Source organism: Shewanella sp. NFH-SH190041, from assembly GCF_024363255.1.
GTDB lineage: Bacteria > Pseudomonadota > Gammaproteobacteria > Enterobacterales > Shewanellaceae > Shewanella.
The window spans coordinates 1,260,094-1,275,941 of record NZ_AP026070.1 but is presented as its reverse complement, the minus strand read 5'-3'; the positions used below and the strand labels follow the sequence as shown (position 1 = coordinate 1,275,941).

Genomic DNA, 15,848 nt, shown 5'->3' with positions numbered 1-15,848 from the left:
CCACAATCTTAGTTAATCCTCAGGGCATAAAATTTGATAAATGATAGAAACCTTATGTAGCCATCATTCATCTAGAAGTATTTAGTGTGCTAGCCAACTTAGCTGAAATAATGTGACGCCTCCCAATGTCGCCCCGATAATATGCCGCTCCAGTCCAGATGACATGCAAAGAACTTAAGTTCGCAGGTTGACCATGAAGCAGATAAACAAAAACCCGCCACATGGGCGGGTCTTCGTGCGAACACTTAACGTCTTATTTGTACAGCGAACTAAGTGATTACTTAGCCAGCTTTTCACGGATACGTGCAGACTTACCTGAACGCTCACGTAGATAGTACAGCTTGGCGCGACGAACGCGGCCACGACGCTTCACTTCAATACCGGCGATAGCTGGGCTGTGAGTCTGGAAAGAACGCTCAACACCTTCGCCATTAGAGATCTTACGAACAGTGAAAGCAGAGTGCAGACCACGGTTACGCTTAGCGATAACCACACCTTCAAACGCCTGCAGACGCTCTTTTTCACCTTCTTTAACACGTACCTGTACGATAACAGTATCACCAGCACCGAACGCTGGTACGTCTTTTTTCATTTGCTCATCGTTGAGCATCTTAATGATGTTGTTCATAAATACTCCGTTCTAGATTTAACTGAGCTTCGACTTGGCCGACTCGTCACTTTCAGTGACGAACTGAGCTAACAGTCTTTTTTGTTCGTCAGTCAGAGCTAGATTTTCAAATAATTCTGGCCGCCGCAGCAATGTCCTACCCAGACTCTGCTTCAGACGCCAGCGTCTAATTTCTTCGTGGTTGCCGCTCAGCAGCACATCTGGTACATCATGCCCATCCAGGCACTCCGGACGCGTGTAGTGGGGACAATCCAGTAAACCATCAGAGAAGGAATCCTGCTCTGCACTAGCCTGTTTTCCCAGCACGCCGGGAACCAGTCTGGACACCGCATCGATAAGGGTCATTGCGGGTAATTCGCCGCCCGAAAGCACGTAATCACCTACCGACCACTCTTCGTCCACTTCAGTCTGAATGATGCGCTCGTCAATACCTTCGTAGCGACCACACACCAAAATCAGTTTCTGTGATTTTGCCAGCTCACCGGCGCCACGCTGAGTCAGCTTGCGCCCCTGAGGAGACAGATAAATCACTTTCGCGCCGTCACCTGCTGCCGCTTTGGCAGCATGGATAGCATCACGTAAAGGTTGCACCATCATCAACATCCCGGGACCACCACCATAAGGCCGGTCATCCACAGTATTGTGTCGATCATAGGTGAAATCACGCGGATTCCACGTTTGCAACTCCAGCAGACCGTTTTTCACGGCCCGACCCGTAACTCCGAAATCGCTAATGGCACGAAACATCTCGGGAAACAGGGTAACAACCCCTAACCACATATGTTGTACCTCGACTTAAAAGTCCGGATCCCAATCCACTAAAATCTGTTTGGCCTGCAAATCCACCTCAAGGATGAATTGTCCGGTAACAAAGGGAATCAAACGTTCCCCTTTGCCAAAGGCATCTTTGGCATTGGCTTTAACCATCAGCACATCGTTAGACCCTGTTTCCAGAATCTGATCAACACTGCCCATGTTATAGCCTTTAGTGTTCACCACCGCACAGCCAATAAGATCACGCCAGTAGAACTCGTCTGCTGGCAGTGCATCCATCTGCCCGGGGAGGATGGCAATCTCACAGTTTGCAAGCGCCTGAGCCTGATCCCGGTCAGTCACGCCTTCCAGCTCGGCAATCACTGCCTTACCATGAAAACGCCACTGCTTTACGTTGATTTCACGCCATTTTCCCTGTTCGTTGATCAACCAGGGAGCATAGTCAAAAATACCTTCCAATGATTCGGTATAAGCGGTGATCTTCATCCAACCTTTAACGCCGTAGCTGGAGCCAATTTTGCCCAGAACTACAGGCTGTTGGTTACTGCTCATCAAGCTATACCTTTACGCTATTAAGCAGCTGCTTTACGAGCGTCTTTGATCAGTTTTGCTACACGATCAGTAGTTGCTGCACCGTTGGCAACCCAGTGCTCAATACGGTCCAGATCCAGACGCAGAGTCTCTTCCTGACCACGAGCCAGTGGGTTGAAGAAACCGATGCGTTCGATGAAACGACCGTCACGGGCGTTGCGGCTGTCAGCAACTACGATGTTGTAGAAAGGACGCTTTTTAGCGCCACCACGAGCTAAACGAATGGTAACCATGCGTTTTCAATCCTCTAATGATTTGCATTGAAGCAAAAATAAAAACTGGAACCCCGTGTTCGCAATAGAGTTCCAGCATAGAAAGCCGGAAGATTTTACCTGACTTTTCAGCTAATGCAACCGAGACTGTCGAATTTTACAGCGCCCGGTGATAACTTGTTCGGTCAATCTTGCCGATATCATACTGCAAAGCCCTTAAAATCAAGTACCTTGCAGTGAAAAATAGCGAAAAATAAATTACCGGCCAGGGAATTTCATCCCAGGAGGCATCATGCCGCGCATACCACGCATCATCTTCTGCATGCCGCCTTTACCAGACATCTTCTTCATCATCTTCTGCATCTGAGTAAACTGTTTCAGCAGACGATTAACATCTTGGATTTGAGTACCAGAACCCGCCGCGATACGGCGCTTACGTGAGCCTTTGATAATATCCGGGTTGCGACGCTCAGCTGGCGTCATGGAATTAATAATGGCTTCCATCTGCCCAGTCATTTTGCCGTTTTGGATCTGCGCCATAGCATCCGGCGGCAACTGGCCGATACCGGGTAGCTTTTCCAGCATCCCCATCATACCGCCCATGTTTTTCATCTGTTGCAGCTGTTCTTTAAAGTCCTCCAGATCGAAATTACCGCCGGATTTAACTTTAGAAGCCAATTTCATGGCTTTGTCTTTGTCAACGCCGCGCTCAACTTGCTCGATCAGAGACAGTACATCACCCATGCCCAGAATTCGGGAAGCCACTCGGTCTGGGTGGAATGGCTCCAGCGCATCAGTTTTTTCACCTACACCTAAAAATTTAATCGGCTTGCCGGTGATATGACGAATAGACAGCGCCGCACCACCACGGGCATCACCATCGACTTTGGTCAGTACGACACCGGTCAGAGGCAAAGCCTCATTGAATGCTTTCGCTGTATTGGCCGCATCCTGACCTGTCATGGCATCAACCACAAACAGTGTTTCAACCGGTGCTGCTGCTGCATGCAGATCCTTGATTTCATCCATCATGGCTTCGTCAACATGCAGACGGCCGGCGGTATCAAGAATAACGACATCGATAAATTTCAGCTTGGCGTGCGCAATAGCGGCTGTGGCAATATCAATCGGCTTTTGGCTCACATCAGAGGGGAAAAACTCCACACTGACTTCCTGCGCCAACGTCTCCAGCTGCTTAATCGCGGCAGGACGATAAACGTCAGCACTCACGACAAGTACCGATTTTTTCTGGCGTTCGGTTAAGAACTTGGCCAATTTCGCTACAGAAGTGGTTTTACCTGCACCCTGCAGACCCGCCATCATAATTACCGCAGGAGGCTGCGCAGCTAAATCCAGTGCTTCATTGGACTCGCCTATGGCCTTTTCAAGCTCACTTTGGACAATCTTAATAAAGACCTGTCCCGGACTGAGGCTCTTGGTCACTTCCTGCCCTACAGCCCGTTCTTTTACGGCATTGACAAATTCACGTACCACAGGAAGCGCAACGTCAGCCTCAAGCAGCGCCATCCGAACTTCACGCAGCGTTTCCTTAATATTGTCTTCAGTTAACCGGCCACGGCCACTGATATTTTTCAGTGTCCGCGACAGCCTGTCTGTGAGGTTCTCAAACATCTTCCTGTGCAATACCTTGTAAGCTTTTCAATAATTGGCCTGTATTATAGCGAGGCGGATATAATTAGCTACTGCCTGACCGTCACAGGGAAACCTTCAACGGGATAGATTGGGATAAAACCCTGATACAGGCGAGATTCTGCTGAAAATTGCCACCTGTATCACTGCCCAAAAAGTAAATGCTCATGTTATCCTACCGCCATTAATGTCATTTACTCATCTTGTGTCCACTACTCAACTGAGAAGATAGGTTTACATTCCATGGTCATTTATTCTGCCTCAGCCATGATTTTCTACTGCATCGCATTGGTACTGGTGACCAGTCGCCTGTTCCATGCTGATGGTCCCAACCGGCCGGTGGTGGCTGCTGTCGCGGCGGTGGCTGTGGTATTTCATGCCCTGGCCCTGTATCAGGCCTTTTATACCCCTTACGGCCAAAACTTCAGCCTTACCAATGTGATATCACTGGTAAACTGGATTATCGCCTGCTGCTTTACCCTGCTGATGTTCCGGCTAAAGGTGATCGTTGTCGTTCCGGTCGTCTATGCCTGCTCGATACTGTCTGTCGCACTGCTGTGGCTAGTCCCGCCGAAATTTATTCTGCATTTTGAAAACCATCCGGAAGTCTTGGTGCATGTGGTGTTGTCACTGATGGCATACAGTGCACTGATGATTGCGGCGCTCTATGCCATCCAGCTGGCATTAATCCAAAAAAGGCTGAAAAACAAGCAATTGGTTTTTAGCCCATCCATGCCGCCATTACTGACAGTAGAAAAACAACTCTATCACTTGGTGATTATTGGTGTTGCCTTACTCAGTTTGTCCCTCGCAACAGGGTTTATTTTCCTTGAAGATATGTTCGGTGAAGGAAAAGGCCATAAGGCGATTCTCTCCATCGTTGCCTGGGCCGTTTATGTCGCGATGCTATGGCAGCATTACCGCGTTGGCTGCAAAATTCGTACGGCCGTAATCTACACCTTAACAGGGGCGGTATTACTGTCACTGGCTTATTTTGGGGCGCGCATTGTCAAAGAGTTGATCATCGGCTAACAGCGCTGCCGGCAGGTCGCAACCTGCCGGTTTTGCCCACTGACTTGACACCTGCTGGCTTAGCCGGTATTTGTTAAGTTTATCAGTCCGAATGGAGTCACAATTAGTGGAAGAGATCTCCACCGCCACTTTACTGATCATCCTCGCCATACTGCTGTTAATTTCAGCCTACTTCTCCGGCTCTGAAACCGCCATGATGAGTCTAAACCGCTACCGGCTTAGACATCTTGCTAATCAGGGACATAAAGGCGCCATTCGCGCCAGACAATTATTAGAACGTCCCGATCGGCTGATAGGGCTTATTCTTATCGGCAATAATTTGGTTAATATCCTTGCCTCCGCCATTGCCACTATTTTAGGCATGCGACTCTTTGGTGATCTCGGGGTGGCTATCGCTACCGGCGTATTAACCCTATTAGTACTGGTATTTGCTGAGGTGACCCCCAAAACCATCGCAGCTCTACATCCAGAGCGAGTCGCATTCCCATCCAGTCTACTACTGCGTTTATTACTCAAATTACTTAGCCCACTGGTGAAAATCACCAATCTAATCACATCTGCATTTCTGCGATTATTGGGGATCCATACCGTTAGTGCCAATGATGCCCTAAGCCAAGAAGAATTACGTACCGTTGTTAATGAAGCGGGGGCGCTTATCCCACAAAATCACCAAGAAATGCTGCTGTCAGTTTTGGATCTAGAAAAGGTCACAGTGGAAGATATTATGGTGCCTCGGGCTGATATTTATGCCATTAACGTCAATGACGATTTTAAAACCATCAATCGCCAGGTGATCCAAAGCCCGCATACCCGGGTGCTGGTTTACCGGGATAACATTGATGATACCGTTGGTTTTATTCATCTGCGTGATGCACTACGTTTACAATCAAAAAATCAATTCAGTAAATCCTCCCTGCTACGGGCGGTAAAAGAAATTTACTACGTGCCAGAAGGTACGCCCCTGAATGTTCAATTGAGTAATTTCAAACAAAATAAAGAGCGGATCGCACTGGTAGTCGATGAATATGGTGATATGCAGGGACTGGTCACTCTAGAAGATATTCTGGAAGAAATTGTCGGTGACTTTACCACTTCCACATTCCCCACGGCCTGTGAAGGCATTATTCCCCAGCAAGATGGCAGTTATCTGGTTGAGGCCAGCGTCAATATCCGCGATCTCAATAAAGAAATGGACTGGCATTTTCCCATTGACGGCCCTAAAACCCTTAATGGCCTTATCCTAGAATATTTGGAAGAAATTCCTTCAGCCAGTACTAGCCTGCGGTTAGCCGGTTATCCTCTAGAAGTGGTGGAAGTCAGTGGTCATATGATCAAAACCGTTAGGATTATGCCTGCGTTTTACCGTCAAGTGCGGCAAGAAGCCTCTGCCTAACACTAAGCTAGCAAACAAATGGTATTTCATTATCTCAGAGCTATATATACTGCTTATAAAGCGAAGTAAGCAATAACTTACTTTGCTGACATCTTTCTCAATGCCTGCCATAACCAATTAATCAATAATGCTTATTACATATCAGTGGCATTAAGCTGTTGACGGTAAGTTCTGGCTAATGGCTGTATAGCGTGTTGCAAAGAGGTACACCATCCCAATGCAAAATACAGTTCTGCGACTAAAAATAATGGCCCGATAAACAGCTGCTTTATATCATCAATAAAAGCCGGTTTAGCCTGCTCATAAAAATGGCCAACAAGTTGAAATAACCAGCCAAGCACAAAAATAACAACAGCAAGCCAAATAGCACCCGGCCAATGCGCTAATATCGCGGTACTGTAGAGCACGGGTAAAATAAACAGTAGTACGCCAATTGCCAAGCCCGGGTGCAGCAGCAAATAATACCCCTGAACTATTATAGTCAGCAGTAATGCCAGATTGATCCCTCCCCAAGGCGTAAGCAAAGACACCATGGATAATAACAAATACAATGACCAGATAATCAGCGGAATACCTATAATATGCGTGATAACATTTCGCCGGTCTAAGTGCACACTCTGATAACGGGCCAATTGCTCCACCACAGACTTCATCTTTTACCTCCTGTATCAAATATCCTTCGTTTTAAGCTACGACCGTCGTAAACAAACTCTTGCTATTGCCTGTTATCCATTATTTTTATCGTGTAATGCCTTAATCTGCCTGAACAAATGAATAGGGTCACATATCGTAAATTCCAACTCGTTCAGCAATGAAACACGCTTTATGCACAGCGACACGTCAGTGTTACCGTATCAAAGCGATTACCAATCTGCCACCGCTGATATTTAAACGAGGCCATTATCGCAAATGAAGTGTTCGTCAGACGATGACGCGCATAAGTACAAAATGGCTATCCCAGATATCAGCCCAACCAGAACGACACGGATAACCAAGCCGCAGGTATAAAAGAACTAAAAGCAGAAGAAAGTTTGCTATGGGATTGATGCGGGTTAAGTCATCTTGTAAAAAAGGTTCACCGACAGTGCCGGTGAACCTTTTTAAAATAACGCCTTATCAGAGTAACCAAACCAATGGCTGTAACCATGAAGCTTGAACTAAGGTCACACAATTAAGACTCAATAATCACCGTAGCTACAGCATAGTGCTGCTCATCAGCAATCGTGATATGGCCAAGATAGCCCCCGAGCAACTCCAAACGCTCGGCTGCACCACCGGAAAAGCTCAGCTTAGGTGCCCCCCAATCATTATTGCTGATATGAAAATGCTGAAAGGAAATGCCCCGGCCAATACCAGAGCCAAGTGCCTTAGCAGCAGCTTCTTTTGCGGCAAAACGTTTTGCTAAAAAACGGGCTGGCTGGCTAGTAGCACAGAACTGCTGCCACTCATCATCGGTCAAAACGCGTTTTGCTAATCGGTCGCTATGCGCCAACTGTCGTTCAATACGGGCAATTTCAACAATATCTGTACCTAAACCTATGATTGCCATAACTTCTAAACCAATTGCAGAAAGATAATCATTATACGCCAGAGTCTGTTGACCTTTTGCGATTGAATTTTACTCAAAACAAAGCATAAACCAGATTTCACCAAATCCTTTGCCCAGCGTTTATGCCTCCCTTCTAATGCGTTATCGGCTTATCAGGTAGCAAAACGAGCTTAAAAACTCAACGGCCACTTGTCATTAACAACCACGCCGCCCTTGCTGCATTAACGTTTTCATATCCCGCACCGCTGTATCTAACCCATCGATAGCAGCCCGAGCGATAATGGCATGGCCAATATTCAGTTCATAGAGCTCTGGAATTGCCGCAATTGCCTTCACATTGTGATAGTGCAGTCCATGTCCGGCATTGACAATGAGTCCCTGTTGATGAGCATATGCCGCCATAGCTTGGATCCGCCGCAACTCGCGTGCCTCAATATCAACACTCTTAGCATCAGCGTAACCGCCGGTATGGATCTCAATGACAGGCGCACCGCAGGCAAGTGCCGCATCAATCTGCACTTTATCGGCATCAATAAACAGAGAAACCTGAATACCAACAGCGGATAAGCGGCTAACAGCATCCCGCACCTTATTCTGCTGACCAGCAACATCCAATCCGCCTTCTGTGGTCAGCTCCTGACGTTTTTCCGGCACCAGACAGACATAAGCAGGCTGAATATCACAGGCAATGGTCAGCATTTCTTCTGTGATAGCACATTCAAAATTCATCCGAGTTTTTAGTGTTTTGGCTAACAGATAAATATCCCGGTCGATAATATGACGCCGGTCTTCCCGCAAATGCACTGTAATGCCATCAGCCCCAGCGTGCTCCGCAACAGCGGCGGCATGAATCGGATCCGGATAATCCGTCCCCCTGGCCTGCCGTAAAGTTGCAATATGATCGATGTTAACGCCCAGCAAAATCCCGGTCATCAGTCTCTCCTTGTGGAAAATCGGGTAATAGCGAAGATAAGAACCGGATTATTGTACGGAAAATACAGCAGAAAGGTATGAAGGCGTGCAAAAAATCAGCACTGAGTATCTTGTTGCGCCATAAAAAGCTGGCGACTACGAAGCGGTTTATCGCCCAGCAATGGCTGCAACAATTGTCGCATCAGTCGCTTGGCCACAGGGAGGTCATCGGCGGTTAAACAACGATGACAGAGATTAATCAAGCTCTGCCCTGGATAATGAAATGCCCGGGAAACATGATCAACCACAGGCCAAAATCCTTGTTCAGCTAATAGCTGATAGCGCAGCTCAGCAGTCAGAGCATTACCATGGCCATCCTGTATTAGTGACGGCATCGCCCCTAATTCTTCGAGCAACGATAACTCAAAATATCGCAATGGCGTTTCAGCAAATGTATCAGCCAAAGCCATTAAGGTTTGGTGATAGGGGAAAAATAACGCATCACCACCATGGTGGATAATACGCATCAGGATTTCATTAAGGTAGAAACCGGCGTACAAGCTGTGGCCGGTTAAGGGAATAGCCGGAGCCATGGCTTCTACCTGGCTCAGACTTTTTAGCTCATGTCGTCCACTGACCACAAAGATCAATGGCTGAAATGGCTGCAGGATACTTTTAAGTGAGCGGCGGCCACTACCAAGACGCACCACAGCGTCCACCCGCCCTATACCATCAACCAGCAGATTGGCAATCACACTGGCTTCACGGTATGGCCGGTGATGCAGCACATAGCCCCGCTCCATCAGTACCGCCGGATCAATCTTCGCCGTAACCCAGACTGCGCAACGCGCGCTCGTCATCGGCCCAGCCGGATTTCACCTTCACCCAGACTTCAAGGAATACTTTGTTATCAAACAATTTTTCCATGTCTTTACGGGCTTCAGTAGCAATAGTGCGGATCCGTTCGCCTTTATTACCAATCACCATGCGTTTTTGACCACTGCGTTCAACAAGAATCAGAGCATTGATCTGGTAAACACCGTTTTCCATCATCTTAAACTGCTCAATTTCCACTGTTGCATCATAGGGCAGTTCATCGCCGAGGAAACGCATCAGCTTTTCACGCACAATTTCAGAAGCCATAAAGCGCTGCGAACGGTCAGTGACATAATCATCTGGGAAGTAAAACGGACATTCAGGCAGGCTTTCTGTCGCCAAATCTAAAATGCGCTGCACATTCGTGCCCTGCTTGGCAGAAATCGGCAGGATCTCATCAAAAGGATACTTCTTGGCCATTTCCTCTAAATACGGAAACAATGCCGCTTTATCCTTAATGTGATCAACCTTATTGATAGCCAGTACAATTTTACGTTCTTCGCCACCGCGGCTCAGCTTGGTCAGCACCATATCATCGTCGGCAGTCCAATTCATGCCGTCAACCACAAATACCACCATAGACACATCAGCCAAGGAGCTGGCTGCCGCACGGTTCATCAGCCGGTTGATTGCCCGCTTTTCATCAATATGCAAACCAGGTGTATCAATGAACACAATCTGGCTAGGCCCTTCAGTATGGATCCCCATAATACGATGACGGGTAGTCTGCGGCTTACGGGAAGTAATACTGACTTTCTGCCCCAGCAGACGGTTCAGCAGGGTTGATTTACCCACATTCGGCCGACCAACAATGGCGACCATGCCACAGTAGGTAACATCATACTGTGGCCCGGAATGGCTGCCCTGATTCATCCTTGCCAGCAATTCATCCAGCGACGGCTCATTCACTTGGGTCGGGGCATTTGGATGCTCAGGCAAGTCTTTTTCACTCATTTCTTCAGTAACTCCAGTACCTGGGCGGCAGCCATCTGCTCAGCCTTACGGCGGGAACTGCCCACACCAACAACAGACTGGGACAGATCTTTAACCCGGCACTCTACAGTAAAGGTTTGATCATGGGCTTCACCTTCCACCTTAACTACCTGATACTCTGGCAGTGGTTTTTTGAAGCCCTGCAGGTGTTCCTGCAACAGGGTTTTCGCATCTTTCTGGTTAATGCCGGGCTGAATTTCTTTCAACCGGGTCTCATACCACTGCAATAGCAGTTTACGGCAACACTCTAAATCAGAGTCCAGATAGATAGCACCGATAATCGCTTCTACCGCATCGGCCAAAATTGATTCACGACGATGACCGCCACTTTTCAGTTCACCTGGCCCTAGCAGCAGATACTCACCCAATTTAAATTCTTGAGCGATAATCGCCAAAGTATCACCCCGCACCAAGGTCGCCCGCATCCGGCTTAAATCACCTTCAGTGGCTTTCGGAAACTGGTGATATAGGGCGTCAGAAATCACGATGGAGAGGATTGAATCTCCCAAAAACTCCAGACGCTCATTGTGTTTATTGGCCGCACTTCTGTGGGTCAACGCCTGAGTCAGTAACTCCACTTTAGTGAATTCATAACCCAGAGTGCGGCACAGCCGCTTCAAATTCTTGATTGGTTCCATACTGATTACTGTATTGCGCCGATCCGATTGAATCTCACCCCGGTTGGGATCCAGGTAGGCAACCAATCGGATGGGCTGCGGTCAAATTCAAAACTGATCCAGATTGCCACGGCTTTACCCACCAGGTTCGCTTCCGGCACAAAGCCCCAGAAACGACTGTCACGGCTATTATCCCGGTTATCACCCATAACAAAATATTCCCCCTGAGGCACAATCCACTCACCGATAGGCAATGTTCCTTCGTGGTAGTAATAACGGCTCATCTCTGGCCGGGCCGGGTTAATAAGAATGTCATGGGTCACTTTCCCTAACTGCTCTTGATAACGCAGTAACGGCACGCCATCTTGGAAAAACTCCCCACTGTTAACTTCAGTGCGCGGTACCAATTGCGGGCCTGGGCAGGTTTTCTCATCCGCGGTACATTTAGGCTGGATCCACAGTTGTTTATTACGATAAATAATCTTGTCGCCCGGTAGGCCTACCACACGTTTGATATAGTCGACCCGAGGATCTTCCGGATACTTAAACACCACTACATCACCACGGGCTGGCTCACCGGTTTCCACCAATTTGTGACGCCATACTGGGTCACGCAATCCATAACTGAACTTCTCCACCAAGATAAAGTCACCCACCAGTAGAGTAGGCATCATTGAACCGGAAGGAATTTGAAATGGCTCATAAATAAATGAGCGCAGCACCAATACAAAAGCAATCACAGGGAAGACTGAGTGAGCGGTTTCCACCACAACAGATTCCCGCATAATGCTTTCTTTGGCATCCTGCGTCAGATCCCCACTTGCCTGAGCCAGCGCCAGTTTCTCACGCCGCTTGGGAGCAAGAAAAATAATGTCATACAACCAGATAAGCCCGGTTGCCAGTGTCGCCAGCACCAGAATGAGAGAAAAATAGGCTGCCATATTGTTGTAAACTCCTGCCGTCTATCCGGATAAAAAGTGGTCACCCTGACCATAGAAATCGGCTTTAGTTAGTTATCCTAAAGCGGTGTTTTAACGCGATAAGTCAAACTAACTAAAGCGCCGCTTCAAGCGGCGCGACATTGGAAAAAAACCTTAATCATTCAACTTTAGTACCGCCAAGAATGCCTCTTGTGGCACCTCTACGTTACCCAGTTGTTTCATACGTTTTTTACCCTCTTTCTGCTTTTGCAGCAGTTTCTTCTTACGGGATACGTCACCACCATAACATTTCGCGGTAACGTCCTTACGCAAGGCTTTTACGGTAGAGCGAGCAATAATCTGACTGCCCACTGCTGCCTGAATAGCAATATCAAACATCTGCCGCGGAATAAGCTCTTTCATCTTTTCAACCAGAGCAATACCTTTGTGACGGATATTAGAGCGGTGAATAATCATCGCCAGTGCATCAACGCGATCCCCGTTGATCAACACATCCAAACGTACCATATCTGCAGGCTCAAAGCGGACAAAGTTATACTCCAATGACGCATAACCCCGGCTGGTTGATTTCAACCGGTCAAAGAAGTCCATTACCACTTCTGCGGCTGGAATATCATAGGTCAATGCCACTTGGTTACCGTGGTACACCATATTCTTTTGAATACCACGTTTTTCCACACATAACGTGATAACGTTACCCAGATAATCCTTTGGTACCAGAATGTTGGCTTCCACAATCGGCTCACGCATTTCGGCAATATTATTCAGAGCCGGCAGATCCGATGGGTTATCCACATAAACGGTTTCGCCATTAGTCAGCACCACTTCGTATTCCACCGTTGGCGCAGTAGTGATGAGATCCAGGTTATATTCCCGCTCCAGACGCTCCTGAATAATTTCCATATGCAGCAGGCCCAAATAGCCAATACGGAAACCAAAACCCAGTGCTGAAGAGGTTTCAGGCTCAAACTGCAAGGAAGCATCGTTCAAGCTCAGTTTATTCAGCGCATCACGGAAGTTTTCATAATCATCCGTTGAGATGGTAAACACCCCGGCATATACCTGAGGTTTGGCTTTCTGGAATCCTGGCAGTGGCTTCTCGGCACCATTTTTCGCATGGGTCAAGGTATCCCCTACTGGCGCTCCATGAATTTCCTTAATACCGGCAATCACATAACCTACTTCGCCAGTTTTCAGTTCATCTTTATCCTTACGCTTAGGCGTAAAAATACCGACGCGATCAGCATTGTAGGTTTGACCTGTGCTCATCACTTTAAACTTGTCGCCTTTTTTCAGGCTGCCGTTTTTGATCCGGACTAAAGACACAACCCCAAGGTAGGAGTCAAACCAAGAGTCAATGATCAGTGCCTGCAATGGCGCTTCAGTATCCCCTTCTGGTGGCGGGATCTGAGCCACAATAGTTTCCAGCACATCGTCGATACCCACGCCGGTTTTAGCCGAGCAGCGCACCGCATCATGGGCTTCAATGCCAACAATATCTTCAATTTCAGTGGCAACTCGCTCAGGCTCAGCTTGAGGCAAGTCGATTTTGTTCAGTACTGGCACCACTTCCAGATCCATATCCAGCGCGGTATAGCAGTTTGCCAAGGTCTGGGCTTCAACCCCTTGACCCGCATCGACAACCAGCAACGCGCCTTCACAGGCCGCCAGAGAACGGGATACTTCATAGGAGAAATCCACGTGTCCCGGCGTATCAATAAAGTTCAGCTGGTAGGTTTCGCCATTTTTGGCTTGATAGTCCAAAGTCACACTCTGGGCTTTAATGGTAATACCACGCTCACGTTCCAGATCCATCGAGTCCAGCACCTGTTCAGCCATTTCACGGTCGGTAAGGCCGCCACATACCTGGATAAGACGGTCGGACAAAGTGGATTTGCCGTGGTCAATATGCGCAATAACTGAAAAGTTGCGAATATTTTTATTAATCATGGACTTCTTTTCACTCAATGTTAAAACCCCTCGGGTTTTCTGACTGATTGCTTACTCACTGACTGAGAAGCACAGTATCTAACAGGATTTCTATTGTGATTCAGTACCTTGACTGTAATCCACTCTATTTCGCACCTGTTGTACAGTGCTGCAATGACTAAGGTAAATTAAACGGATACGCGTTAAAGGTGCGAAATTGTACCTGATTAGGGGGGCAATACCAATCACATTTGCCACCGCTTGTCACAGTGCTGTAACCCACATCAACAGGCACAATTAAATGAACAAGCAACAGGAGAGACTGGCGACATCGACGTCAGGCACCGCCAGAGGATGAGGATAATTGACTGCCTAAGTAAGACAGGATAACTGGCTGCGCTCCCTGCTCCAGCAATTTCGCCCGGCGCCGCCCGATACCCCAACAGCCAAGTGCGCCGGCAAAGGCCACTAACATCACCATCCAATCTTGAGATAAACCCAAATTATTTAGCAACATTTGGCCGATTAAACCACCCAGCAATAACCCAGCTACCGGTAACAAATACACTAACGCTGCCGCCTTCAGTAACACAGACTCAGGCAATCCCAGTTTGAGTAAATCACCAGGCTGACAAGGGCGGGATGTGGGTAACGCAAAACGCTGAACCTTAGGTGAAAATGCCTTAGCAATAGCCCCGCTCCCACAGGTTTCACTGCTGGCGCAGTGGCTGCAGGCACTTTTCATTTCTACTTCAACCATCACCCAACCGCTGTCGTCTTGCTCAATAACTCGGGCAACCTGCTCCATCATAGCGTTAATCCAACCTTAAACTGCGGGCGATCCGTCGCAGTGTTTCCGGTGGCAGTTTTCCCATTACCACAATTTCAGCGTTACCGTTAATTTCTGTTACCAATGATAACCCATTGCGAGTAATCACTTCTTCTGGCAGCGGTGTATCCGATGCCCGGGCAATATACACTGAGGCATTTGCCAAACCATCACTGAGCGCCACATACTCCACGGCTTCATGACTACCGATAAGGCGATGATGATCCCGCACCGTCACTTTAAAACCATCAGGCAACCAGCTGAAATGCCAATTACGACCATCGCCACGCTCAGCGGTATTCATTACCGCAGGCCAATCTTGGTGCAAGGCCTCTTTTAACAGCGCGGGCGCTTCAGGTAACACCACTAACTCAACAGCCATCACCTGCTCAATTAACTGTTTGTCCTGGGTCAGCAGATCATATTTCAGAGGCAAAAAGCTCTCCATATCTATCCATACCTGATGGATATAACGGGAGCCATCTTTAGGCATAATCCGCACCATTTGACCAGGTCGGCCAGCAATTCGACTGCGACCGCCCAGAACAAATTCATATCCGGATTCTAATGCAGTGATATTCCCCGCAAGAGCCGGGGGCCAAACGCCCTGGATCCGGTCGGAACGGACACTATAAGCTGGCTGATCATGTTCAAGGAAAGTAACAGTATGGCCGATACGTACTGCATTTTTCGGTGGGCCATTCAGATCTTCAAGAAAGGCGACATCTTGGCCATCCACCTTACCATGGAGATAAACCAAGGGACGAATATGATCCGCCTGCAGGTGGATCATAGAAACTTTGAATTGTTTTTGCTGCAACGCTTGGCTCATATGTTCAAGCCAAGCTTTTGCGGACAACTCCTCCTGCGCCATGGCAGGAAAAACAACGGCCAACAGGGCCAGAAGGATGAGACGCAAACT

Annotated in this window: 17 protein-coding genes; 2 read left to right on the top strand and 15 right to left on the bottom strand. The window is 47.9% G+C overall.

All coding sequences use genetic code 11. The annotated features are described in order from the left end of the window. Positions 1 to 277: 277 nt before the first annotated feature. The 5 genes from rplS to ffh form a co-directional block, all read right to left on the bottom strand. Positions 278 to 628: a 50S ribosomal protein L19 gene (rplS, locus tag NFHSH190041_RS05630; RefSeq protein ID WP_261924306.1), complete on the bottom strand. Its 351-nt coding sequence runs from the start codon at positions 626 to 628 to the stop codon at positions 278 to 280. Positions 629 to 646: 18 nt separating this feature from the next. Continuing rightward, a complete protein-coding gene (gene trmD / locus NFHSH190041_RS05625; protein ID WP_261924305.1) occupies positions 647 to 1,408 on the bottom strand; it encodes a tRNA (guanosine(37)-N1)-methyltransferase TrmD in 762 nt (253 codons plus the stop codon). 15 nt (positions 1,409 to 1,423) lie between these two features. Further along, a complete protein-coding gene (gene rimM, locus NFHSH190041_RS05620) occupies positions 1,424 to 1,954 on the bottom strand; it encodes a ribosome maturation factor RimM (RefSeq protein ID WP_261924304.1) in 531 nt (176 codons plus the stop codon). A gap of 20 nt (positions 1,955 to 1,974) precedes the next feature. After that, the gene (gene rpsP, locus NFHSH190041_RS05615; RefSeq protein ID WP_261924303.1) at positions 1,975 to 2,226 is read right to left on the bottom strand and encodes a 30S ribosomal protein S16; all 252 of its coding nucleotides are present in this window, start codon (positions 2,224 to 2,226) and stop codon (positions 1,975 to 1,977) included. 237 nt (positions 2,227 to 2,463) lie between these two features. Next, the gene (gene ffh / locus NFHSH190041_RS05610) at positions 2,464 to 3,837 is read right to left on the bottom strand and encodes a signal recognition particle protein (protein WP_261924302.1); all 1,374 of its coding nucleotides are present in this window, start codon (positions 3,835 to 3,837) and stop codon (positions 2,464 to 2,466) included. Positions 3,838 to 4,098: 261 nt separating this feature from the next. On the opposite strand from ffh, the gene NFHSH190041_RS05605 reads away from it, so the two are divergent. Both NFHSH190041_RS05605 and NFHSH190041_RS05600 read left to right on the top strand, forming a co-directional pair. After that, entirely contained in the window at positions 4,099 to 4,887 is a 789-nt protein-coding gene (locus NFHSH190041_RS05605) for an inner membrane protein YpjD (RefSeq protein WP_261924301.1), read from the top strand. 106 nt (positions 4,888 to 4,993) lie between these two features. Continuing rightward, entirely contained in the window at positions 4,994 to 6,280 is a 1,287-nt protein-coding gene (locus NFHSH190041_RS05600; RefSeq protein WP_261925052.1) for an HlyC/CorC family transporter, read from the top strand. Between the two features lie 134 nt (positions 6,281 to 6,414). On the opposite strand, the gene NFHSH190041_RS05595 is transcribed toward NFHSH190041_RS05600, so the two are convergent. The 10 genes from NFHSH190041_RS05595 to NFHSH190041_RS05550 all read right to left on the bottom strand — a co-directional run bounded on the left by NFHSH190041_RS05595 (position 6,415) and on the right by NFHSH190041_RS05550 (position 15,845). Beyond that, positions 6,415 to 6,933, bottom strand: coding sequence for a DUF962 domain-containing protein (locus tag NFHSH190041_RS05595; RefSeq protein ID WP_261924300.1), 519 nt, complete (start codon positions 6,931 to 6,933; stop codon positions 6,415 to 6,417). A gap of 518 nt (positions 6,934 to 7,451) precedes the next feature. After that, complete coding sequence (acpS, locus tag NFHSH190041_RS05590; RefSeq protein ID WP_261924299.1) at positions 7,452 to 7,829, bottom strand: holo-ACP synthase; 378 nt, start codon at positions 7,827 to 7,829, stop codon at positions 7,452 to 7,454. 195 nt (positions 7,830 to 8,024) lie between these two features. Beyond that, complete coding sequence (gene pdxJ, locus NFHSH190041_RS05585) at positions 8,025 to 8,762, bottom strand: pyridoxine 5'-phosphate synthase (RefSeq protein WP_261924298.1); 738 nt, start codon at positions 8,760 to 8,762, stop codon at positions 8,025 to 8,027. Positions 8,763 to 8,857: 95 nt separating this feature from the next. Next, on the bottom strand, positions 8,858 to 9,544 hold the full coding sequence (gene recO / locus NFHSH190041_RS05580; protein WP_261925051.1) for a DNA repair protein RecO: 687 nt from the start codon (positions 9,542 to 9,544) through the stop codon (positions 8,858 to 8,860). Between the two features lie 13 nt (positions 9,545 to 9,557). After that, on the bottom strand, positions 9,558 to 10,571 hold the full coding sequence (gene era, locus NFHSH190041_RS05575; protein WP_261924297.1) for a GTPase Era: 1,014 nt from the start codon (positions 10,569 to 10,571) through the stop codon (positions 9,558 to 9,560). Next, positions 10,568 to 11,248 (bottom strand): ribonuclease III, encoded by a 681-nt coding sequence (rnc, locus tag NFHSH190041_RS05570; protein WP_261924296.1) that lies wholly within the window; start codon positions 11,246 to 11,248, stop codon positions 10,568 to 10,570. Before rnc ends, era begins: the two co-directional genes overlap by 4 nt. Positions 11,249 to 11,253: 5 nt before the next feature. After that, positions 11,254 to 12,168: a signal peptidase I gene (gene lepB / locus NFHSH190041_RS05565; protein ID WP_261924295.1), complete on the bottom strand. Its 915-nt coding sequence runs from the start codon at positions 12,166 to 12,168 to the stop codon at positions 11,254 to 11,256. Positions 12,169 to 12,321: 153 nt separating this feature from the next. Then, positions 12,322 to 14,118, bottom strand: a complete 1,797-nt coding sequence (gene lepA / locus NFHSH190041_RS05560) for a translation elongation factor 4 (protein WP_261925050.1) — start codon at positions 14,116 to 14,118, stop codon at positions 12,322 to 12,324. Positions 14,119 to 14,434: 316 nt separating this feature from the next. Further along, positions 14,435 to 14,908, bottom strand: a complete 474-nt coding sequence (locus NFHSH190041_RS05555) for a SoxR reducing system RseC family protein (protein ID WP_261924294.1) — start codon at positions 14,906 to 14,908, stop codon at positions 14,435 to 14,437. Between the two features lie 4 nt (positions 14,909 to 14,912). Next, positions 14,913 to 15,845, bottom strand: coding sequence for a MucB/RseB C-terminal domain-containing protein (locus tag NFHSH190041_RS05550; RefSeq protein ID WP_261924293.1), 933 nt, complete (start codon positions 15,843 to 15,845; stop codon positions 14,913 to 14,915). Positions 15,846 to 15,848: the final 3 nt, after the last annotated feature.

Bases quoted from the DNA above. Each gene is read 5' to 3' on its own strand.
- rplS (WP_261924306.1), bottom strand. From the start codon at position 628: ATGAACAACATCATTAAGATGCTCAACGATGAGCAAATGAAAAAAGAC.
- trmD (WP_261924305.1), bottom strand. From the start codon at position 1,408: ATGTGGTTAGGGGTTGTTACCCTGTTTCCCGAGATGTTTCGTGCCATT.
- rimM (WP_261924304.1), bottom strand. From the start codon at position 1,954: ATGAGCAGTAACCAACAGCCTGTAGTTCTGGGCAAAATTGGCTCCAGC.
- rpsP (WP_261924303.1), bottom strand. From the start codon at position 2,226: ATGGTTACCATTCGTTTAGCTCGTGGTGGCGCTAAAAAGCGTCCTTTC.
- ffh (WP_261924302.1), bottom strand. From the start codon at position 3,837: ATGTTTGAGAACCTCACAGACAGGCTGTCGCGGACACTGAAAAATATC.
- NFHSH190041_RS05605 (WP_261924301.1), top strand. From the start codon at position 4,099: ATGGTCATTTATTCTGCCTCAGCCATGATTTTCTACTGCATCGCATTG.
- NFHSH190041_RS05595 (WP_261924300.1), bottom strand. From the start codon at position 6,933: ATGAAGTCTGTGGTGGAGCAATTGGCCCGTTATCAGAGTGTGCACTTA.
- acpS (WP_261924299.1), bottom strand. From the start codon at position 7,829: ATGGCAATCATAGGTTTAGGTACAGATATTGTTGAAATTGCCCGTATT.
- pdxJ (WP_261924298.1), bottom strand. From the start codon at position 8,762: ATGACCGGGATTTTGCTGGGCGTTAACATCGATCATATTGCAACTTTA.
- recO (WP_261925051.1), bottom strand. From the start codon at position 9,544: ATGGAGCGGGGCTATGTGCTGCATCACCGGCCATACCGTGAAGCCAGT.
- era (WP_261924297.1), bottom strand. From the start codon at position 10,571: ATGAGTGAAAAAGACTTGCCTGAGCATCCAAATGCCCCGACCCAAGTG.
- rnc (WP_261924296.1), bottom strand. From the start codon at position 11,248: ATGGAACCAATCAAGAATTTGAAGCGGCTGTGCCGCACTCTGGGTTAT.
- lepB (WP_261924295.1), bottom strand. From the start codon at position 12,168: ATGGCAGCCTATTTTTCTCTCATTCTGGTGCTGGCGACACTGGCAACC.
- lepA (WP_261925050.1), bottom strand. From the start codon at position 14,118: ATGATTAATAAAAATATTCGCAACTTTTCAGTTATTGCGCATATTGAC.
- NFHSH190041_RS05555 (WP_261924294.1), bottom strand. From the start codon at position 14,908: ATGATGGAGCAGGTTGCCCGAGTTATTGAGCAAGACGACAGCGGTTGG.